General features: G+C 48.6%; 17 protein-coding genes. 4 read left to right on the top strand and 13 right to left on the bottom strand.

Annotated features, from left to right (window positions below):
• Positions 1-270 precede the first annotated feature (270 nt).
• The 4 genes from fusA to JFC05_RS07765 form a co-directional block, all read right to left on the bottom strand.
• A complete protein-coding gene (gene fusA, locus JFC05_RS07780; protein ID WP_192995095.1) occupies positions 271-2397 on the bottom strand; it encodes an elongation factor G in 2127 nt (708 codons plus the stop codon).
• A 388-nt stretch (positions 2398-2785) separates the two neighbouring features.
• Positions 2786-3259 (bottom strand): 30S ribosomal protein S7, encoded by a 474-nt coding sequence (gene rpsG / locus JFC05_RS07775; protein ID WP_192995093.1) that lies wholly within the window; start codon positions 3257-3259, stop codon positions 2786-2788.
• Between the two features lie 206 nt (positions 3260-3465).
• Entirely contained in the window at positions 3466-3840 is a 375-nt protein-coding gene (gene rpsL / locus JFC05_RS07770; RefSeq protein WP_075102600.1) for a 30S ribosomal protein S12, read from the bottom strand.
• Between the two features lie 476 nt (positions 3841-4316).
• Positions 4317-5498 carry an EcsC family protein gene (locus JFC05_RS07765; RefSeq protein WP_198336460.1) on the bottom strand — a complete coding sequence of 394 codons (1182 nt, stop codon included), beginning with the start codon at positions 5496-5498 and terminating at the stop codon, positions 4317-4319.
• A 613-nt stretch (positions 5499-6111) separates the two neighbouring features.
• On the opposite strand from JFC05_RS07765, the gene JFC05_RS07760 reads away from it, so the two are divergent.
• Positions 6112-7347 carry a beta-ketoacyl synthase N-terminal-like domain-containing protein gene (locus JFC05_RS07760; protein WP_198336459.1) on the top strand — a complete coding sequence of 412 codons (1236 nt, stop codon included), beginning with the start codon at positions 6112-6114 and terminating at the stop codon, positions 7345-7347.
• Positions 7348-7350: 3 nt separating this feature from the next.
• Entirely contained in the window at positions 7351-8991 is a 1641-nt protein-coding gene (locus tag JFC05_RS07755; RefSeq protein ID WP_198336458.1) for an anthranilate synthase component I family protein, read from the top strand.
• Between the two features lie 64 nt (positions 8992-9055).
• Here JFC05_RS07755 and hisC read toward each other — a convergent pair whose 3' ends face one another.
• The 8 genes from hisC to JFC05_RS07715 form a co-directional block, all read right to left on the bottom strand.
• Positions 9056-10198, bottom strand: coding sequence for a histidinol-phosphate transaminase (hisC, locus tag JFC05_RS07750; protein WP_198336457.1), 1143 nt, complete (start codon positions 10196-10198; stop codon positions 9056-9058).
• Between the two features lie 109 nt (positions 10199-10307).
• Positions 10308-11603, bottom strand: coding sequence for a histidinol dehydrogenase (gene hisD, locus JFC05_RS07745; protein WP_198336456.1), 1296 nt, complete (start codon positions 11601-11603; stop codon positions 10308-10310).
• Between the two features lie 456 nt (positions 11604-12059).
• A complete protein-coding gene (gene hisG, locus JFC05_RS07740) occupies positions 12060-12752 on the bottom strand; it encodes an ATP phosphoribosyltransferase (protein ID WP_198336455.1) in 693 nt (230 codons plus the stop codon).
• A gap of 199 nt (positions 12753-12951) precedes the next feature.
• The gene (gene murA, locus JFC05_RS07735; RefSeq protein WP_198336454.1) at positions 12952-14220 is read right to left on the bottom strand and encodes a UDP-N-acetylglucosamine 1-carboxyvinyltransferase; all 1269 of its coding nucleotides are present in this window, start codon (positions 14218-14220) and stop codon (positions 12952-12954) included.
• 154 nt (positions 14221-14374) lie between these two features.
• A complete protein-coding gene (locus JFC05_RS07730) occupies positions 14375-14626 on the bottom strand; it encodes a BolA family protein (RefSeq protein WP_100749029.1) in 252 nt (83 codons plus the stop codon).
• A 157-nt stretch (positions 14627-14783) separates the two neighbouring features.
• Positions 14784-15797 (bottom strand): alpha/beta hydrolase, encoded by a 1014-nt coding sequence (locus tag JFC05_RS07725; RefSeq protein ID WP_198336453.1) that lies wholly within the window; start codon positions 15795-15797, stop codon positions 14784-14786.
• A gap of 344 nt (positions 15798-16141) precedes the next feature.
• A complete protein-coding gene (locus JFC05_RS07720) occupies positions 16142-16987 on the bottom strand; it encodes a BON domain-containing protein (protein WP_198336452.1) in 846 nt (281 codons plus the stop codon).
• A 264-nt stretch (positions 16988-17251) separates the two neighbouring features.
• A complete protein-coding gene (locus tag JFC05_RS07715; RefSeq protein ID WP_105244206.1) occupies positions 17252-17737 on the bottom strand; it encodes a YraN family protein in 486 nt (161 codons plus the stop codon).
• A gap of 171 nt (positions 17738-17908) precedes the next feature.
• Here JFC05_RS07715 and rsmI point away from each other — a divergent pair, with 171 nt between their 5' ends.
• Together rsmI and JFC05_RS07705 are read left to right on the top strand one after the other, a co-directional pair.
• Complete coding sequence (gene rsmI, locus JFC05_RS07710; RefSeq protein ID WP_198336451.1) at positions 17909-18808, top strand: 16S rRNA (cytidine(1402)-2'-O)-methyltransferase; 900 nt, start codon at positions 17909-17911, stop codon at positions 18806-18808.
• A gap of 58 nt (positions 18809-18866) precedes the next feature.
• Complete coding sequence (locus JFC05_RS07705) at positions 18867-19886, top strand: adenosine kinase (RefSeq protein WP_198336450.1); 1020 nt, start codon at positions 18867-18869, stop codon at positions 19884-19886.
• 110 nt (positions 19887-19996) lie between these two features.
• Here the strand turns inward: JFC05_RS07705 and JFC05_RS07700 are convergent, their stop codons facing one another.
• A complete protein-coding gene (locus JFC05_RS07700) occupies positions 19997-21307 on the bottom strand; it encodes an O-acetylhomoserine aminocarboxypropyltransferase/cysteine synthase family protein (RefSeq protein WP_075102550.1) in 1311 nt (436 codons plus the stop codon).
• Between the last annotated feature and the right edge of the window lie 115 nt (positions 21308-21422).

Raw genomic sequence — 21422 nt, 5'->3', positions numbered from 1 at the left:
GTGGCTTGTTGCGTTCAAACTTGGCCTTTGCCATGGGTAATTCCTCTTTTTTTGGGGTCGGCGCTTAACTGATATAAATATTAAATTTCATATAGATAAAAGCTAAAGCAGTAGAGACCACATTAAAATAATTGTTAAAAGGTTGCACATACTAATGTGCAGATATTATAAGAAAATCACGGCCAATAACAAGTCTTTTAACAAGTTATTGGCGGATTCTTCGCTGACAATATAAAGATATGCTTTATATTGTCATTTTATGAGCGTTATTTACTCGTCATCATCTTTAGAGTTGTACTTAGAGATGATAGATTCTGCAACTGATTTTGGAATCTCAGCATACTTCTGGAATTCCATTGAGTAAGTTGCACGGCCCTGTGACATTGAGCGCATTTGGGTGGCATAACCAAACATTTCTGCTAATGGTACTTCAGCACGAATTTGCTTAGTACCACCAGGCAAGTCTTCCATGCCTTGGACCATACCGCGGCGGCGGTTTAGATCGCCCATGATATCGCCCATATATTCTTCTGGCGTTTCAACTTCTACTTTCATCACAGGCTCAAGTAGTGCTGGGTCTGCTGCCAAGAAGCCTTTACGGAACGCGATTGAACCAGCCATTTTAAATGATAGCTCATCCGAGTCGACGTCATGGTAAGAACCATCGTACAAGGTCGCTTTTACGCCAACCACTGGGTAGCCTGCAAGTACGCCGTTTTGCATACGTTCTTGGATACCTTTGTCGACCGCACCGTGATACTCTTTTGGTACCACACCACCAACAACTTCTTCAGCGAATTCGTACTCAACATCACCTGCTGGATCAAGCGGCTCAAGACGTAGCCAAACGTGACCGAATTTACCACGACCACCAGTCTGACGTACAAACTTGCCTTCTTGTTCAACTGAGTTACGAATGGTCTCACGATAAGCAACCTGCGGCGCACCGATGTTTGCTTCTACGTTAAACTCACGCTTCATACGGTCAACCAAGATCTCAAGATGTAGCTCACCCATACCACTGATGATGGTCTGACCAGACTCTTCGTCTGTGCGAACGCGGAATGATGGATCTTCTTTGGCCAAACGACCTAGAGCAATTGACATTTTTTCTTGGTCAGCTTTGGTCTTTGGCTCAACTGCTAGAGAGATAACTGGATCTGGGAATTCCATACGCTCTAGCGTGATGACGTTGTTTTCGTCACAAAGCGTATCACCCGTGGTTACGTCTTTCATACCTACCAATGCGGCGATATCACCTGTACGGATTTCTTCTAGCTCTTGTTGAGAGTCTGCCATCATCTGTACGATACGGCCAACACGCTCACGCTTCATTTTTACTGGGTTATAAACGCTAGCGCCTTGCTTAACCACACCTGAGTAGACACGAACGAAAGTTAGGTTACCAACGAACTTGTCGTTCATGATTTTGAATGCTAGTGCTGAGAACGGTGCATCATCAGAAGCTTCACGAGTCGCTTCAGTTTCATCTTTATCGTTCAAGATACCACTGATTGCTGGTACGTCGATTGGTGCAGGTAGATACTGAATAACCGCATCTAGCATCTTTTGTACACCTTTGTTTTTAAAGGCAGTACCACAAAGCATTGGGATGATTTCGTTGTCGATAGTCAACTGACGAAGTGCGCTGTGGATTTGCTCTTCAGTCAATTCACCATTTTCAAGATACTCATTCATCAATTCTTCTGAAGCTTCAGCAGCGTTTTCTACGAGATACTCACGGTATTCTTCTGCTTTGTCTTGTAGCTCAGCTGGAATCTCACGCTCTTCATACTGCATACCTTGAGACGCTTCGTCCCAATAGATAGCTTTCATGGTGACTAGATCGATAACGCCTTCAAAGTCATCTTCTTTCCCGATTGGGATAACCAATGGTACTGGCTTGCCGCCTAGACGCGTTTTGATTTGATCGATGACGCGATAAAAATCAGCACCAACACGGTCCATTTTGTTAACAAACGCAAGACGTGGTACTTTGTATTTGTTTGCCTGACGCCATACGGTCTCAGATTGTGGCTGAACGCCGCCTACTGCACAGTAAACCATGCAAGCGCCATCAAGAACACGCATAGAACGTTCAACTTCAATCGTGAAGTCAACGTGACCTGGGGTATCGATGATGTTGATGCGGTGTTCGTCAAACTGCTTAGCCATACCTGACCAAAAACAAGTTGTTGCTGCTGAGGTAATAGTAATACCGCGCTCTTGTTCTTGCTCCATCCAGTCCATAGTGGCTGCGCCATCATGTACTTCGCCAAGTTTGTGGCTAACACCGGTATAGAATAAAACACGCTCAGTAGTGGTCGTCTTACCAGCATCGATATGCGCTGAGATACCAATATTGCGATAGCGCTTTAGGGGAGTTTTACGAGCCATAGTGTTTTCCTAGGGAAATTCGTGTATATAATAATGTGTTGTGTCTCTGCCTAATACTCTATGACAAAGCGGTGAGCTTCGTGATATTACTTACTGATTATTGGGCCTAATACGGACAACAAAAGAGCAAATACTAAGAATATTGCAGCATAAAATTTGGGACATTTCCTGTTAAGCAAACTTTTTAATAACAGTGTTACTGTGCAAAAAACATCTTGAGAGATGTCCGCCATCGCAGCTAAAAATCATCAAACTTTTAATTTTTTTTAGCAGCAGCAATGATGGCGGCAATCTATAGAACGGAAAAATACAGAATCAATCGGCATAGCTATCAATTCATCACGCTTATCAAAAGCTACTAATTATTAGTAGCCTCAACTTTAGTAGCTTAGAAGCGGTAATGAGAGAATGCTTTGTTAGCATCTGCCATACGGTGAACTTCGTCACGTTTTTTCATAGCAGCGCCTTTGCCATCAGCAGCGTCATTCAATTCGCCAGCTAAACGCAAAGCCATTGATTTTTCAGAACGCTTAGCAGCAGCTTCGGCTAACCAACGCATTGCCAAGGCAGTACGACGGGAGGGGCGTACTTCCATTGGTACTTGATAGGTAGCACCACCCACACGGCGAGCTTTTACTTCGACCATTGGGCGTACGTTTTCTAAGACTTCTTCAAAGAAAGCTACTGGATCTTCGATATTACGTTTTGCACTAACTGTCTCAAGTGCACCATAAACGATACGCTCAGCAGTAGATTTTTTACCATGACTCATTACATGGTTGATGAATTTTGCAACAGTTTGGCTACCAAACTTAGGATCCGGTAGGATCTCACGGGCAGCAACGACGCGACGTCTTGGCATAATAAATTTCCTTGTCTTCAGGAGTGTCCAACATTCACAACATCATACTTGTCATCATAGAGCATAGTGATGAGTTGTCAGTTAGCCTTACTGCATGGTGGTATGTTTAAAGGTAAGTTACATCTTATCAATTTAATTACCGTCGACACCAAACCCATGCACAGTTATTGGGTAGTACTAAAAGCTAAGCAAATAACGTTTAGTTATTAAACTTTAGGCTTCTTAGCACCGTACTTAGAGCGACCTTGCTTACGGTCTTTAACGCCTGCGCAGTCAAGTGCACCGCGAACGGTGTGATAACGTACACCTGGTAGATCTTTTACACGACCACCACGGATAAGAACAACACTGTGCTCTTGTAGGTTATGACCTTCACCGCCGATGTAGCTTGATACTTCATAGCCTGAAGTCAAACGTACACGACATACTTTACGCATGGCAGAGTTTGGTTTTTTTGGCGTGGTAGTATATACGCGAGTACATACACCGCGGCGCTGTGGGCACGCTTCCAACGCAGGAACTTTTGACTTTTCCTTGATGGACTTGCGGCCTTTACGAATCAATTGGTTAGTTGTTGCCATAAGGCATCCTTCTCCCGTTTGGTATAAAACAAAAAAATGGGGAAACACGCCAACTATCTGACATAAATGCCAGATTTTGACGCACCCATTTTTAGGACAGTGTATTATAAAGAGTTGTTGCTGCTATTTCAACCACTTATGAATGGTTTCACTTTACAATCTGTGGTAGATATGCATGCAGCTACTTACTATAACATTTTATCTATTTTTCGTTAACTATCATGCAGCGAGAACCACTAAAGTGTTGGCTAAGCGCCTAACACAACATAGTCATATGCAAACCAGTAAATAAGCAAAAAATAGACAAAGCATGCAAGCAAATAAAGCTTGTATAAATAAATGGCGACATCGGCGCGTTTTTCAAGTGCGTGTGAAGCCCCTGCGCTAGGCTTAAACCTCGCTTAGAATCCGCTCAGAGGCCAAGGCCCGCCTGTTATCTCTCTAACGCGCCCCTAAGTAATATATGGCTGCTGCGCCTACTTATCAGCGGACGATTGCTCTGCAGACTTTTTATCAGCCGTTGTCTTGTCGCTATTTTTTGCGTTTTTATCTGCTGTGTCTTTATGCTCTTCGCTTTTAGTATCTTTATCTTCAGCGTCCTTCTTCGCTGACTCTTTTGCTGTGTCTGTATTTTTTGCGTCTGTTTGCTCAGCCTGCTCATCTGTTTTTTGCGCATTGTCGCCGGCTTTATCGACCTCAACTTCACTACTGCTGTCATCAGTGATAGCACGGTTTGCCAATTTGGCTTCTGGGGCAAAGGTTGCTTGCGCCACGCCGATGACCTCATCAATCAGCTGGCTATTGTAACGCATACCGATAACGACAGCGGTGGCGGGTAGCAAGCGGCGCACCCATGACAAGTTAATCTGGTCTAAATCAATACCCACTTGACTGGCGACACGGTCTACTTGCTCGGCATAAAAATTGACGTTTTTATTTTTTAAGCCGAGGTTTTTTAGCTCATTATGCAAGCCGTTGTTTTGTGCATTGTCTAGCAGCCCTTTACCAATGCCTATACCCGCCAGCAGCGCTTGTTTTTCTTGCATTTTACTCAGGTCGGCATTGGCAAGCAGCTCATAAGCCATCTTGATGCCTTGCGTGCCGGTCATCGGTTTCTTGTATACAGCCGCCAGCTGATAAACGGTACGTAGAGAAACCAATAGCAGCCATAAAGTGTCGGCAAGCAGTCCTGGCAATCCTGCCAAGCCTGTCAGACCGCCCATGGTCGCAAGTGCGCGGTTTTGGTTGGCGATATCTGTCGCTAAGGCATAACGCTGCTCGTCATCTAAGCTCTCGATATTGGCAAAGCGATGCTCATGAGGCAAATCAATCTGACTCCAGTTAAAAGCGAGCTTGGCCACTTGCGCAAATGCGCCATCAAGGGTCGATTGAAACAAGCTATTGGGCACCACTTTTTTGGCGTATTTACCATAAGTAGCAAAACGTGGGCCAAGCAGCTGCTGAGTGGCCTTTAACGTCTGCTCACGAAACAGGTCTTGCTGATAGTCATCGTCCCCTAAATTTACGGCTTTGTATTGACGCGGCTTGCTGGTTTTGGCATTCATGCCATCAATCACAGCGCCCATACGCTCTAAATTATTGCGGGTAAATGCGCCGATACTGCTGACGCCCTTCGAAAGAGTGCTACGCTTTGCCATCTGGTTGTCCTTAATATGATGAATGGTTATTGTATTATTTAACAATCAATTTATTTAACAATCAACGCCAATCAGCTTTATGCTGAGTGTGGTGTTTTTTAGTTTTGTTATTGCTATTTGTCATGCGCCAAGCTCGTGATACATGATAACTCGTCATATATGATAAATAGTATTTGAAGATGTGTCATCTTAGTTAATTATCTGTCTGCCTGTCAGTGCCAACAATGTTATTGCCGTCACCAGTTTTGTATCTAAAAGTATAACGTATTTATAACTGTTTTTTATTCCTTATACTGACAGGTGAGCATGGGTAAGCATTTACTGTTGGCCGCTTTTGGTGATAGCTGTAGCGCTATTTGGTGCTTGGGGCAGTTTTGTGATTATTTTGCACTTGTACAAAGATTTTGGGGCACTGATACGGTATCATATGCGCTGCCCTCAAGTGCTATACTCTCAAGCTTATCATATCACTTACTTACTATTATTATCAGCACCATTATCTAGAGCCTGCTGATCTCAAAGATGAGGTTTAATAAAAACCCGCTCTAGACGACCTATAAGTAAAATATAGGGACAGCAATTACTAAAAATTATTACTCAGAAGGAATAGAATATGCGCCGCGTTGTTATCACTGGAGCAGGGATTGTCTCTTGTATCGGACATGATTTGGCCACTGTCACTGCTGCACTCAAACAAGGACAGTCTGGCATCACATTTAACGAGTCTTATGCTGAGCATAACTTTAAATCGCAGGTCAGCGGCAGTATTGATCAGTCGACGCTAGATACCAGTGGCATCGACCGTAAACTAAAACGTTTTTTTAGTGATGCCAGCCTTTATGCTTATGTCAGTGCATTGAGCGCCATCGAGCATGCAGGCTTGTCACTTGAGACCATCAATAGCAACCCGCGAGTTGGGGTGGTGGCAAGCTCAGGCGGTGCATCGACAGAAAACATCGTCAGTGCCGTCGATGCGATGCGCGCTAAAGGTCTGCGCGGCGTCGGCGCGATGGCGGTACCAAAAACCATGGGCAGCTCGGTATCGGCCGCACTGGCCACAGGACTTAAAATCCAAGGGGTGTCTTACTCTCTTAGCTCAGCTTGTGCCACCTCGACACATTGTATTGGCCATGCCGCCGAGCTGATTCAACTTGGCAAAGCCGATGTGGTACTCGCTGGTGGTAGTGAGGCTGAGCACTGGACCCAGTCGTGTATGTTTGATGCCATGGGCGCGGTCAGTACTCAATATAATGACACACCAACCCTTGCCTCTAGAGCTTATGACAAAGACCGTGACGGCTTTGTCATCGCGGCAGGTGGCGCGATGGTGGTGGTCGAAAGCCTAGAACATGCCGAGGCACGCGGCGCCAATATCTTAGCAGAAATCGTCGGCTACGGTGCCAGCTCTGATGGCGCTGAGATGGTCGCCCCTAGCGGCGAAGGCGCAGTGCGCTGTATGCAACAAGCCTTGGCAGACGCAGGGCTAGAGAGCGTCGACTATATCAATACCCACGGCACCAGTACGCCACTGGGCGATATCACCGAGCTCAAAGCCATCGCGCAGGTGTTTGATGGTGATATCAGCAAAGTACCTGCGATCAGCTCTACCAAGTCGATGACTGGTCATAGTCTCGGCGCTGTCGGCGCGCAAGAGCTGATTTATTGCCTACTTATGCTACAAGAAGGCTTTATCGCCCCAAGCATCAATGTCAAAGCGCTAGACCCTGCTGCTAAAGGCTTTGATATCGTCACTGACAAGCGTGACGCATCACTTGAGACCATCATGAGCAACAGCTTTGGCTTTGGCGGTACCAATGCCACATTAATCATCAAAAAGTTTGACGCCTAAATAATGCCTGTAAACACTCATTCTACCAATCACATAAACCCTACCCCATCGCCAGCTACTCCCCCTAGCTGGCGTTTTGGTGCGCTGGGTGCAGCTGAGCTGCTGCCAAAGCTGCAGCGCCACTTACTCAAGCAAGACGCTCAGGCCAACTGGCAACTGGTTTGGTTAAACAATGCTGGACGACCAGTGATTGGCTTGCTGCCCAAAATGGCTTGGTCTGTCTATGCAACCACACCCGAGCCCAGACAGCCTGCCGCTTATACCATCGTTGGCCGCCGCCGTGGCGACAAGCACGCGGCCACTTACCGCACCATGAGCTATGAAGCATGGCAAGAAGTGCTCATTGCCTATGGTCAAACCCATCAGACCGACACAAATAGCCAAGCAGATCCTAGCGCGCCACCGCACTATCACCACGGGCTGATAGGATTTATCGGCTATGACATCGCAGCTCACGAGCTGAGCCCAGCGGGCGCTATCGAGCTGGCGGCGCAGCCCTGTGCGGTATTGGGGCATTACGACATATATCTGACGCCCTGCGATAGCGGTCATGGCTGGGCACTACGTACTATAGGGCAACATACAGCAGCTGAGGCAGACCCAACGCTTGACTCGCTGATATCCTGCTTAGACTCACTAGAGCAACAGCTATCTAAAGCAACTAATAGCATTGCAAAAACGCCTGCGCCATTATACCTACAGCCGCGCTGGCACCAACATGACTATCAAGCCGCTTTTGATAAAACCCAATACTACCTAGAGCAAGGCGACTGCTATCAGATCAACCTGACCCAAAAATGGACAGGACAGCTGACGAGCGAGAGTACATCCACTCAGGCCACAAGTCTGATCGATTATTTGCCAGCGCTCCATCAAAACACCCAAGCGCCCTTTGCAGGGTACTTACAAACCCAGCCGCATGATGACGATAGGTTTGATAATAGCGACAATAGCCTCGATGCTCGTGACCCGCATAGCGTTAACGCTCAATTTGAGCTATTAAGCTGCTCGCCTGAGCTGTTTTTTACCTTTACCAAAGAACCTAATAGCGGCAAACATCATATCATCACCAAACCCATCAAAGGCACCATGCCACGCAGCACGAACCCCACACAAGATAATGCCTATAAGCAGCAGCTGATTGATAGTGAAAAAGATCGCGCCGAAAACGTCATGATCGTCGACTTATTGCGTAACGACTTGGGCAAGTATGCCAAAATCGGTAGCGTCAAAGTGCCCAAGCTGTTTTCTATCGAGAGCTTTAGCAATGTCCATCATATGGTCAGCACCATTCGCGCCGAGCTAAAAGACGACACCCATCCGCTTACGGTGTTGTTTGGCAGCTTGCCAGCAGGCTCTATCACCGGCACGCCCAAAAAACGCGCTGTCGAAATCATCTCTGAGTTGGAACAAGCACCGCGCGGCGCATACTGCGGTACCATGGGCTATATGAATTTTGATGGAAGTGGACAGTGGAATGTACTGATACGCACGCTACAAGCGCGCCATGCGCCGCAGCAAAACACGCAGGTCAATTTATGGGCGGGCGGCGGTATCACGGTGGCCTCTGACTGCGATGCTGAGTATCAAGAGTGTCTGGATAAAGTGGGCAATCTATTGGACGTGCTGGCGCAAAAACCCTGACATAAAAAAGCCTGCACAGTATGATACTGACAGGCGTTATGATACTGATAGGGATTGGCGCTACTTACTCAGCAGCGCTATCTATCGTATTGCTATCTGCATGCAATACCGTCAGCGCCGCTATCAATCTTTGGTGCTGCTCGGCGGTACCGACCGTGATACGCAGATACTCATTGATGCGCGGCTTGTCAAAGTGACGCACGATGATGCCTTGCTCACGTAGGGCGGCGGCGACCTCGCTGGCATTGCCCTCTTTAGGACGCGCAAACACAAAGTTGGTATGCGAAGGCAATACCTCATAGTCCAATGCTTGTAAGCCTGCCGTCAACGACTCACGTAAATCAATCACTTGCTGACGCGTTTGCTCAAAATACTCTACATCTAACACACTCGCCGTCGCCCCAGCTTGCGCCAATTTATCGAGCGGATAGCTGTTAAAGCTGTTTTTCATGCGTGTTAAGGCTTCAATTAATGAGGCCTTGCCAAAGGCCATCCCAACGCGCAAACCTGCCAGTGAGCGCGATTTGGAAAACGTTTGGGTGACCAAAATATTATCACACTCGTTGATAAGACTCACAGCTGAAACCTCAGCCTCCAAACTACCCTCTTCTACTTGCGCAAAGTCGATATACGCCTCATCAATCACAATCACCGAGTTTGAATGCTCGCTTGCCAACTTACGAATATCCGCAAGCGATAATAGCAGTCCTGTCGGCGCATTGGGGTTGGCGATAATGATGCCACTACAAGGCTGACGATAAGCATCCGGATCGATACTAAAATCGTCTTCTAGCGCAATTTGCACCAGCTCTATACCAAAAGTATGGGCATACACTGGATAAAAACTATAGCCAATATCAGGCGAGAGCACAGGGCGCTCTTTTAAGAAAAAACTGGCAAATACCAGCGCCAGCACTTCATCTGAACCATTGCCGACAAACACTTGATTGGCATCAAGGTCATATAGCTGAGCCAAAGCGGCGCGCAACTCATCAGACTCAGGCGCTGGATATAAGCGCAAATCATCCGCCTGCTGCGCTAAGACCTGAGCAATGGCCTCACCGACTTTAGGTGAGGGTGGAAACGGGTTTTCGTTGGTGTTTAATTTACATAAATTGTCGTGTTGCGGCTGCTCACCTGGTACATAAGGTGACAAGTTACGTGCTTTGGATGACCAAAGTCTGGTATCTATCTTTAACTCATTCATAAGTTATCCTACTATTAGCCACAAAGACTATCAAAGTTTACAGACCTAATATTTAAAAAACTAACGCTTGCTCGTTGGCGTAAAAACATACGCCACTCTGACACGCCGATTATTGATAACGATAACGAGCTGAGCGCGCGTGGGCTTCTAAGTCCTCACGCTGCGCTAAAATATCTGCCGTTTCGGCCAAAGGCTTACTGCCCGCTTCGCTACAATAGATGATAGAGGATTTTTTTTGAAAATCATAAACACCAAGCGGTGAAGAAAAACGCGCCGTCCCCGATGTCGGTAGTACATGGTTGGGGCCTGCACAGTAATCACCGATGGCCTCAGGGGTGTGACGTCCCATAAAAATCGCCCCAGCATGACGAATATTAGCGAGCAAGGCATCAGGCTCATCGACCGACAGCTCTAAATGCTCAGGCGCCACGCGGTTGATCACTGCCATGCCCTCCGCACGGTCTTTGACCAAAATCAGCGCGCCGCGGTTTTGTAATGAGTCGCGCGCGATATCCGCTTTTGGTAGCTCGCTCAAGGCTTTTTCGATTTCAGCTGCCACCGCGTCGAGCTGCTCGCGACTGGTCGTTACAAAGATAGCTTGGGCGATACGGTCGTGCTCTGCTTGTGACAACAAATCCATCGCCAACCAGTCTGCGCGATCTTGCGCCTGCCCTTCTGCGTACACCAGCACCTCAGAGGGACCAGCAATCATATCGATGCCCACTTGACCAAATACCGCGCGCTTGGCCGCAGCGACGTATTTATTACCAGGGCCGGTGATTTTGTCCACGGCTGGTATCGTCTCGGTACCATATGCCAACGCAGCAACCGCTTGGGCGCCGCCGATGGTAAAGACTCGGTCCACTTGTGCCAAGTGTGCCGCGGCCAGCACCAATGGATTGAGCACACCATTAGGTGCTGGCACGACCATGATAACGTCACTCACGCCAGCGACTTTGGCTGGGATGGCATTCATCAGAACCGATGAGGGATACGAGGCCAGACCACCTGGCACATAGATGCCGACACGATCCAGCGGGGTGATTTTTTGCCCCAAACGGTTGCCCAGCGCATCTTCATACTGCCAGCTGTCTTGGACTTGGCGCTCATGGAAGCTCTGTACGCGCGCAGCTGCCGTGCTTAGGGCGATTTTCACCGTATCGTCCAATTGCTCAAAGGCCTCAGCAAGTGCCTCCTTAGATAGCTCTAGCTCTTGCATGGTAGTCGCTGGATGCTGGTCAAATTGCTGAGTCAATGCCAGTACCACGCTATCACCCTGATGACGCACTTGCGCGATGATATCATCAACAGTCGTTAACAAATCGGCATCATTGACCGTCTCAAAAGCAAGCAACTCGGTCAACTGGCTATCAAAATCGGCATCTTGGGTACTTAACTGGCGCATGAGCTAATCCTATATCTGAGCGTGTATGCTACGGAACATTAACGAGTAAAAACAAGCGAGTCTGATACTGTGATACGTATCTGTGGCTAGGGCGTGTCCTCATTTTAAAAATGGCGATAAAAATGAGATAAATCGCCGTCAAACAAGGAAAATAGCGCAGATAATATTGAGATATTCGTCAGCTATTTGACACCGTTTGGCCAGATTTAACCATTTTTAGCCCATTTAGATGGCTATCGATTGAATTGAGGACACGCCCTAGAGTCCGGTTTAGATTATACTGGGCTTTTATGTTTTGACAAACCCATACAATAAAACCAGTTTAGCACGCTATGCTTATCATAGAGCGCCAAACTGGTTTAAAAATTTGCATCACTGTACTTAATATTACCAATGAAGCACATTGTCTTTGCAAGTATGGATGAGTGACACACTAAGGCATCAAACACTGAGCTGTTAAGCACTCGCAATGCTGTCTTTAAAGCTGTCCAAAATTGGCTCAAGCAAGGCAAACTTACGCTTGTAACTGACTTGATTGACAATGAGGCGTGACGATACATCGCAGATATGGTCACGGGCTTCAAGGCCATTGGCACGCAAGGTGTTCCCTGTATCGACCACATCAACGATGAGGTCTCCGAGTCCGACCAGCGGTGCCAGCTCCATCGAGCCGTATAGTTTGATCACATCGACCTGCTGGCCTTGGCTGGCAAAATACGCCCGAGCCACATTGACGTACTTGGTGGCGATGCGCAAACGACGATTGGGCAATGGCGCGTCTTTTACGCCTGCGGTCATCAATTTGCACCGAGCAATCTGCAAATCCAGCAGCTCATACACATGGTTGGCACCGTGCTCAAGCAGTACATCTTTACCCGCCACTCCAAAATCCGCAGCGCCATGCTCGACGTAGGTCGGTACATCACTGGCACGCAAGATTAAGACGCGTACATTGGGGTTTGAGGTTGGAAAAATAAGCTTACGCGAGGCTTCAGGGTCTTCTAATAACTCAACGCCCGCTGCGCGCAGCAAAGGCATGGTCTCTTCTAAAATACGGCCTTTAGATAAGGCCAGCGTTAAGCCTGAAAATTCCTCATTGACTTGGTTTAATAAACCATCATTTGATTGGCGGGTGCTTGCTTCGGTCATAATGACATCGTGTCCATGTACAGTTGGCATCCCCGATAGCGGGGCGTGAATTTATCATTGCTAAGCGATTGGGGTAAACCTTCATGCGCCAATTATTGAAGTGCTTGACACATAAGGGTTTACTGAGTCGTTCAGTGTCTGACTGACTTAAGGCATGGTTTTATATAGTTGCTGACAAAAACCAGCAAAAAACTGCCGCCTAGTTGTTGCTATTGATACGTTCGATATTGACGCCGAGCGCACGCAGTTTGCTTTCTACGTTTTCATAGCCGCGATCGATATGATAAATACGATCGATCAAGCTCTCACCTTCGGCGGTCGCCGCGGCCATCACCAAGGACATCGATGCGCGTAAATCGGTCGCCATCACGGGCGCGGCGGTAAAGTTTTCGACGCCCGTAACTACTGCAGTATGACCGTCCACCTGAATGGATGCGCCCAAACGATTGAGCTCTGGCACGTGCATATAGCGGTTTTCGAATATATTTTCGATAAAGGTACTGGTGCCATCGGCCAGACAGCTAATCGCCATGAGCTGCGCCTGCATATCTGTTGGAAAACCAGGATGCGGCTGAGTGCGAATATTGACAGGTCTTGGTCGACCCGTCATTTGCGCGCGAATCCAGTCATCACCTGTGGTAATCACCGCGCCCATATCTTCAAACTTCTCTAGCACAGGGGTCAATAACAGCGCAGAGGTGTTTTTGGCCAATACATCACCGCGAGTCATCAGCGCGCCTGCCAGATAAGAGCCTGTCTCGATACGATCCGCCACTACTGAATACTCACAACCATGCAAACGCTCAACGCCTTCGATGGTCATGGTCGAGGTACCGATGCCGCTTATCTTGGCACCCATCGCGACCAGCATGTTGGCCAAATCCACCACTTCTGGCTCCAGCGCGCAGTTGCCAAGCACTGTAGTACCTTTAGCAAGGGCAGCCGCCATGATGACGTTTTCAGTGCCGCCGACCGTGATCATGTCAAATGAGAAGTTACAGCCGATTAGTTTGCCGCCTTTTGGCGCTTGCGCTTTGACATAGCCGTTTTCGACGCTGATAGTAGCGCCCATGGCTTCAAAGGCTTTGAGATGCTGATCGACAGGACGCGAGCCAATCGCGCAGCCACCTGGCAATGAGACTTCTGCTTCGCCAAAACGTGCCAGCAACGGCCCCAATACCAAAATCGACGCGCGCATGGTCTTGACCAGATCATAGGGCGCATAAAAATTATCGATGGTTTTGGTATCGCACGTGACCGTATCACCTTGTTTTTGAATGTGGATGCCCATACCACCGATCAATGCAATCAGGGTACGCACATCTTGTAGCGATGGCACATTATGTAATGTCGTTGGGGTCTCAGCCAATATCATGGCCGCAAGTAACGGCAGCGCGGCATTTTTGGCGCCTGAAATCGTAACTTCCCCTGCAATACGACTACTACCCGTGATTAAAAATTGATCCATAAAAGTGGCAACCTAGCGATGAGTATAAAAAGATGAATATAAAAAATAAAAACCAAACCACCAAAACCCGCGATTTAGACAATAAATGAAGCAGCAGGTTTGAGGCGTCTAATTAACAGGCTGAAGCATAACGTCTCATCATAAAGAGTGACGTTTAGCCTTTTGATTGAGCGTCCCACTCAGCGGGCGTCAATGCTTGAATATTGAGCGCATGAATATCTCCGCTGGCAATCTTGTCATTAACCAGCGCATATACCGCTTGCTGACGCTGAACGCTGCGTTTGCCTTCAAAGCTGGCATCGACCACGCGCACATCAAACTTGTTGCCTTGATTGGCCGCTTGAATAAAAGCGTCTGGAAAATGAGTCTGTAAAAATGCAATCAAGTCGTCAGCGTTCATGCTCATAAATCTCTCTGCCTTAAATATAAAATAGGGTATGAATATAAAGTGAAGACATTATAACAAGAGTTTGGCTATCTTACAGTATTGTCTTGCTTTACCATGTTTTATGATGCAGTAGCGACCAATCAATCGTGCCCACAATGCCTTTCACCCTTTATCGTTATTTAAGGGCGTCATCTAGGTAGCTAAGCACTTGCGCGCGCACGTCATTGACCCAGCGTAGCGGCGGTGCCATCGCCCCAATACTGGTCGCATGGCTGGCACCTGCTATTTCACCGTTTTTGACAGAAACGCCAGCTGCTTTTAGTGCTTGCGTCATCTTGATGGTATTGCTGTCGTGGACGATGTCGTCTTTTTCGGCCGTCAATAATAAATAAGGCGGCTGCTTTCCTTTGATATGACGATCGGGCATCACCTCATCTGGCGTGGCAGCGGCGGCAAAGGCCGATGCGCTATCAAACTTACGAAAGTCATAACTGTATGGCCCCGCGATGCCGACGACTGTCCCTATAGCGCTTGGCTTGATATGATAAGGGGCCAAAAATTCCTCGTTGGCGACCGCTGCCACGGCGTTGAACGCTCCAGCAGAGTGCCCAACCACCGCCACACGAGCAGGGTCAGCATACAAGCTGGCCGCGTTGTTTAGGCTCCAAGCGATCGCCTGCGCGGTGTCTTTGACATAAGCGGGATAGACATGCTCAGGCGCCTTACGGTAATTGATCACCGCTGTGACATAGCCTGCCTGCGCCAAACTCTGGCCGACAAAGGCGTATTGCTCTTTGCTCCCGCTCTCCCATGAGCCGCCATGGACAAACACCACCATCGGATAACGATCACTGATCGCGCTTTGTGCCGTCATGGCACGGGTCAACGGCTTGGGGTAATAAATATCTAAATCCTGTAAGGGCTGATCGCCGTACAAGATGTCTTTGCTGACCCCAACGCCGCCGCCTGAGGTAATTCCATTGACGAGAGTCAAAGGTGATAACGCCTGCGCGCTTTGGCTTGCCAGCACCGCGCCGCCAATTGCTAGCAGCGCCGCGCCCGTCACTTTTAGCACCTTCTTACTTGCTGCTTGAGTGTCAGCGCTTTTTGTATTTGCCTTGTGACTGTGTTGGCGCTTGTGGCCATCATCATGGTCATGATGCCGCTTGCGTGTTTTGAGATCCTTCATTGCCAGTGTCCTTTTTTATGTCTTTATTAGCCATATTTATCAGCTTGGGTGTGTGACACATTGACTGGGGCAACATTGGCTCACGACTTTGATCATAAGGCCTTATTCACTTATCACCAATCATTTATCGCTAGCCACGTACCATCAGTCGCTTACCGCGGATTATTCATAGCCATTCATATAGTCACTCATCTAGCCATTCATTTACAGAGTAATCAGTTTACTGGCTGCCAAAAGATTTCTCGTGTTTTTGCTGTTACTCGTGTTTAGGCTTCTTTTCATCAGCGGCGGCTATATCAGCGCCAAATACAATCGAGGCACTGGCTCACGATGAAATGAGGTATTTACGGATTTTGATAAATATCGACATTCTCACTAGCAGAGGAGTCGATAGGCGAACCCTCTTCGGTCACCACTATAGGCGTGGTGGCTCGGGCTGGGCTGGGTGCGACTGCACTACCCGGCTCATCAGCAACGCGCGCGGCAGCCGAGCGCTGCACAACTGGCGCTAACGCCGGATTGGCCAGATTGTCCTCATACATAATATCGTCTTCACCAATCTTTACCCCTCTATCGTCGACAACGGTCGTCAATAGCACAAGCTCGGTCACTCCTACGGTGTCGTTGGCGATATCGATTAAGTGGCTTTGCTGCGTCGGTGTCACACGTCCCATGACATAGACCACGCCGTTGTTGCTCACCACCTTGATTTGGGAGGCTTTGACGCCGTTACTTGTCGCGACTTTTGCCAGCATTTTTGAGGTGATATAACCATCATGGACAGTCGAGCTATAGCCCTTTGAGGCACTGACGGTCAGCTCATTATAGACACGTCGCACGTCTGGCATGGAGCTGACGACGTTCTCTATCTCCGTCTTGAGCGCAGCACTTGGCACCTCACCGGTCAGCAGTACTTCACTATTAAAGCTATCGATACTCATGCGGCTGGTCTGCTGCAAGTCTTCTTTTAGGCCATAAACATTGATTTTGGCAGTGTGTTCGATGCTACGATCCAGCAGGCGCTGCGGAATGGTACGCTCAGTCATGGGCACACCATAAGTCCCTTGTGTACTGTTGGTCAGATAATTGGTCGTACAACCCGTACTAATGACGCTTGCCAGCAGCACAGCACCTATCGTCATGCGGTATGATGAGCCAAAAATAGCAGTGCGCAAGTGCATCCGTGTCATGATTTACCTCTTAGAGCCTGATGAAATAAGTAAGATATTGGCGATGATTGATGAGCAAGGCATGCCACCGCTTTTTTATTGAGCTACTTTACTCAATTTTTTGGGTGAACGCTTAGGCTTTTGGTAACGATAACTCAACCGACAAACACCTTGGCATCGCTCGCGCACGCTCAGACTCATTAATACAACAAGAATCAGCACCAAGCGCGCCAAGTGTACTCAGTAATTATGCTCAGTCATATAAGTAAAAAAGCCAAGCCCGCCTTACCAAGCATTTGCCATAAACGCGCCTATCAGCCACTGCGGCGACTCAGACATGTGGGCTTCTGCGAGTTTGTGCTTGCCTGCGGTATCATAAGCAATGACATCAAACCGGCAATCAAAATCTCTATACTCAGGATGCTGCTGCAAAAAATAGCGCGCCGCCTTGATGAGTTTGTTTTGCTTGGATTTGGTGACGCTCAGCAGCGCATCGCCAAACCCTGATTGGCGCCGTTGACGCACTTCGACAAACACTAGGGTCGACCATGCCGCGCCCGTCTCTAGCATGACCAAGTCAAGCTCGCCGATTTTGGGTTGTTGCCAGTTTTGTGCAATCAGCGTCAAGCCTTGCGCCTGCAAAAACGCACAAGCGCGCTGCTCAAACAAGCTGCCTTGACGCTGCTTGGGCGAGCTAAGGCGTAAGGGTTTGTGATGGGTCATAAGAGCAAGATACCTGCTGAACATTTCAGAATTATCATAGCACAACATGATAAACTAACCACTTTTGCGCCTTGTCTATATATTTGGTCTGTCACCATGGCCTGCATTCATGGGTCTGTTACGGTCTTTATTATAATGTTGTGCTAAAGACCACACATCAAACGCCAAGATAGAGCGTGGCGCTATATTGTATGCCCAACTTTTATAACAGAGGTTTTCATGTCCATCCCTACCGCGATGCCAGCTTGTTTATATATCGTTGCCACGCCGATTGGTAATCTGAGCGACATGACGCCGCATGCCATCGATGTCTTAAAACAAGTGGCCATCATTGCCTGTGAAGACACCCGCACCTCCGGCAAACTGCTATCGCACTTTGGTATCCATACCAAAGACAACAGTAGCGAGGCTGACGCGCCCAAAGCGCATAATAAGCTATGGGCCTATCATGAGCACAACAGCGCCATCCAAACGCCAAAGATTATCGAGATGATCCAGCAAGGCCATTCCGTCGCTTTGATCAGTGATGCTGGCACGCCACTGGTCAGTGACCCAGGCTATCAGTTGGTACAAGCGGCGCATGCCGCTGGCGTGAGAGTATCACCTGTGGTGGGTGCATCGGCTGCCATTGGCGCGCTATCGGTCGCAGGGCTGCCATCAGATCGTTTTAGCTTTATTGGGTTTTTGCCTGCCAAAACTCACGGTCGCCAAAAACAACTGACCGCCTTAACGACACGCACCGAAACCTTGATATTTTATGAAGCGCCGCACCGCATTCTGGCAAGCTTAGCGGACATGGCGGCGATATTTGGCGCTGATCGTGAAGTGGCGTTTTGCCGTGAGCTGACCAAAACCTTTGAGACTGTGCACAAAAGCACGCTTGGCAACTTGATTGAGTTTGTCAAAGCCGATGACAATCAGCAGCGCGGCGAAATCGTCTTGGTAGTCGCAGGTGACCATACCGCACAAGACGCCGACGACATCAGTGTGCACGATGCGTTACTACAACGTCTACTGGAGGATTTATCGGTCAAAAAAGCCGCCGCCTTGGCCGCTGATATCACTGGCGTGAAAAAAAACGCGCTCTATCAGCGCCTGCTTGAGCTACAAGCAAAATAGCTTGTGGTTATAAAAAATACTATACCAACAAATTAATCATTGAGTGAGGAGAGAGCAAATGTACGATGTAATGGCGATAGGCAACGCCTTGGTGGACCACGAGTACCTACTGTCCGATGCTGCCCTAGAAGAGACGGATCTGACCAAAGGCAATATGACGCTAGCGGCTATCGAGGAGCAGCAGCAGCTACTGGCGTATTTCAAACTGGCAGAAATCGCACCCTCAAAACAAGCTGGTGGCGGCTCAGCGGCCAATACCATGTACACCTTTGCCAGCCTCGGTGGCAAGCCGTTTTATGCTTGCCGCGTCGGTGATGATGCTCAAGGTGAGTTTTATCTAAAAGACTTGCACACTGCAGGCGTCGCTACTTCAAAAAAATCCGTACATACAGGCGGCGTCACAGGCTCTTGTGTGGTGGCGGTGACCGAAGATGGCGAGCGTACCATGCAAACCTATCTTGGAACCTCAAGCGACATCACAGCAGAAAACGTCGATTTTGACGCGCTGACACAAGCCGACTGGCTGTATCTAGAAGGCTATCTGGCGATGACTGAGAGCATCCAACCTGCGATGATCAAACTGCGCCAGCAAGCAGGTATTCATAACGCCAAAATCGCGGTGAGCTTCGCCGACCCTGCGGTGGTGAAGTTTGCCAAAGACGGCCTACTCAATATGCTCGGCAATAAAGTTGCAGTGATATTCTGTAATAGCGAAGAGGCCAAGCTATTTACTGACAAAAAACAAATCAAAGCCGCCGCCCGCGCGCTCCTTGAGTATTGCCAGACCGCAGTCGTCACCGATGGCGCGAATGGCGCAATCATCGCTCATAAGTCAGATGACCACTCAGAGCTGGAGATTTATGAAGTCGCCACGCCAGCGGTGGCCAATGTCATCGACACCAATGGCGCAGGTGATAACTACGCGGGCGCTTTTTTATATGCGCTATCGCAACACTATAGTCTGCCTGAGTGTGGTCGTCTGGCAAGCGCTGTCGCCGCCCAAGTCATTCAGCAATTTGGCCCGCGCCTTGCCTCCCAAGACTATAAAGAGATTGCGCAGCGCGTATTATCCGCTTAATAGACATGTAGTCTAAGCGATATTTCGTGCCAAAAAAAAGCCCATATCCTATCGATATGGGCTTTTTTTTGACGTATAAATAGCGTACGGATATGACCAGTATGACGACATTAAGCCGCAGCCAATGCTTGTGCCAGATCGGCTTTGATGTCGTCGATATGCTCGATACCGATAGAGAGACGCACCATGTCAGCACTGACCCCAGCATTGGCAAGTTCTTGCTCATTGAGTTGGCGATGGGTGGTGGTCGCTGGGTGACACGCCAACGATTTGGCATCACCGATATTGACCAAGCGCGTGATCATCTGCAGCGCATCGATAAAGCGGGCGCCAGCCTCCAGCCCGCCTTTTACCCCAAAGGTTAAAATAGCAGAAGGCGTACCTTTCATGTATTTTTTGGCCAGCTCGTGCTCAGGGTGGTCCGATAGACCTGCGTATTTAACCCAAGCGACTTTGTCATGGTCGCGCAGATACTCAGCGACGGCCTGGGCATTTTGTACATGGCGCTCCATACGTAGGCTGAGCGTCTCCATACCTTGTAAAATACCAAAGGCATTTAATGGGCTGATCGCCGCCCCAGTGTTGCGTAGCGGTGCCACACGGGCACGAGCGATAAACGCCGCAGCGCCGACGTCTTTGACAAAATTGACACCGTGATAGCTCTCATCTGGGGTATTGAGCAGCGGGAAACGCTCAGGATAGTCGCCCCAAGGGAACGTCCCACTATCGACAATCGCGCCGCCGATCGAAGTGCCCGTACCGCTCATGTACTTGGTCAATGAATGAATGACAATATCCGCGCCAAACTCAAACGGGCGGCAGAGCGCAGGCGTCGCCACCGTACTATCGATTACCACAGGCACGCCATACTCGTGAGCGATATCACTTAGCGCTTGGATATCTACGATATTGCCCAGCGGATTGCCGATACTCTCAGCAAACACCATTTTGGTCTTGTCATCGATAAGATCGCGAATTGCTTCTGGCTCTTTGTGGTCAAAAAAACGTACTTCAATGCCTTGACGCGGTAGCGCATGGGCAAACAAATTATAAGTACCGCCATATAGCGTCGATACCGCAACGATATTATCACCCGCTTCACAAATCGTCTGAATGGCATACGTGATGGCCGCCATGCCTGACGCCACCGCCAGCGCTCCGATACCGCCTTCTAATGCAGCCACCCGCTCTTCTAGTACCGCATTGGTTGGGTTCATGATACGGGTATAGATATTGCCTGCGACCTTGAGATCAAACAAGTCAGCACCGTGCTGGGTGTTGTCAAACGCGTATGAGCTGGTGTGATAAATAGGTACGGCGACCGCTTTGGTCGTTGGCTCAACTTGGTATCCGGCATGGATGGCCAAGGTTTCAAGACGCGGTGTATTTTGGTTTTGCTGGTCTGGTTGTCCGTCACTCATACTGTGCTCCTATGTAGGTATTCATGATTCAATAAGGATATCATGATAAAAAATGTCAAATCGTTATCTTTACGCCGCTGTCGCTAAACGCCATCTACAAAAACGATAGGCATAA

This window comes from Psychrobacter celer (genome assembly GCF_016107555.1).
Lineage (GTDB): Bacteria > Pseudomonadota > Gammaproteobacteria > Pseudomonadales > Moraxellaceae > Psychrobacter > Psychrobacter celer.
This window is presented reverse-complemented; position numbering and strand designations above follow the sequence as displayed.

What these genes read in the sequence shown, in the direction of transcription:
- JFC05_RS07760 (WP_198336459.1), top strand. Translation starts at nt 6,112, where the DNA reads ATGCGCCGCGTTGTTATCACTGGAGCAGGGATTGTCTCTTGTATCGGA.
- JFC05_RS07705 (WP_198336450.1), top strand. Translation starts at nt 18,867, where the DNA reads ATGTACGATGTAATGGCGATAGGCAACGCCTTGGTGGACCACGAGTAC.
- hisC (WP_198336457.1), bottom strand. Translation starts at nt 10,198, where the DNA reads ATGAATGAGTTAAAGATAGATACCAGACTTTGGTCATCCAAAGCACGT.
- JFC05_RS07765 (WP_198336460.1), bottom strand. Translation starts at nt 5,498, where the DNA reads ATGGCAAAGCGTAGCACTCTTTCGAAGGGCGTCAGCAGTATCGGCGCA.
- JFC05_RS07730 (WP_100749029.1), bottom strand. Translation starts at nt 14,626, where the DNA reads ATGAGCATGAACGCTGACGACTTGATTGCATTTTTACAGACTCATTTT.
- JFC05_RS07715 (WP_105244206.1), bottom strand. Translation starts at nt 17,737, where the DNA reads ATGTTGTGCTATGATAATTCTGAAATGTTCAGCAGGTATCTTGCTCTT.
- rpsL (WP_075102600.1), bottom strand. Translation starts at nt 3,840, where the DNA reads ATGGCAACAACTAACCAATTGATTCGTAAAGGCCGCAAGTCCATCAAG.
- JFC05_RS07755 (WP_198336458.1), top strand. Translation starts at nt 7,351, where the DNA reads ATGCCTGTAAACACTCATTCTACCAATCACATAAACCCTACCCCATCG.
- hisG (WP_198336455.1), bottom strand. Translation starts at nt 12,752, where the DNA reads ATGACCGAAGCAAGCACCCGCCAATCAAATGATGGTTTATTAAACCAA.
- JFC05_RS07725 (WP_198336453.1), bottom strand. Translation starts at nt 15,797, where the DNA reads ATGAAGGATCTCAAAACACGCAAGCGGCATCATGACCATGATGATGGC.
- fusA (WP_192995095.1), bottom strand. Translation starts at nt 2,397, where the DNA reads ATGGCTCGTAAAACTCCCCTAAAGCGCTATCGCAATATTGGTATCTCA.
- hisD (WP_198336456.1), bottom strand. Translation starts at nt 11,603, where the DNA reads ATGCGCCAGTTAAGTACCCAAGATGCCGATTTTGATAGCCAGTTGACC.
- rsmI (WP_198336451.1), top strand. Translation starts at nt 17,909, where the DNA reads ATGTCCATCCCTACCGCGATGCCAGCTTGTTTATATATCGTTGCCACG.
- rpsG (WP_192995093.1), bottom strand. Translation starts at nt 3,259, where the DNA reads ATGCCAAGACGTCGCGTCGTTGCTGCCCGTGAGATCCTACCGGATCCT.
- JFC05_RS07700 (WP_075102550.1), bottom strand. Translation starts at nt 21,307, where the DNA reads ATGAGTGACGGACAACCAGACCAGCAAAACCAAAATACACCGCGTCTT.
- murA (WP_198336454.1), bottom strand. Translation starts at nt 14,220, where the DNA reads ATGGATCAATTTTTAATCACGGGTAGTAGTCGTATTGCAGGGGAAGTT.
- JFC05_RS07720 (WP_198336452.1), bottom strand. Translation starts at nt 16,987, where the DNA reads ATGACACGGATGCACTTGCGCACTGCTATTTTTGGCTCATCATACCGC.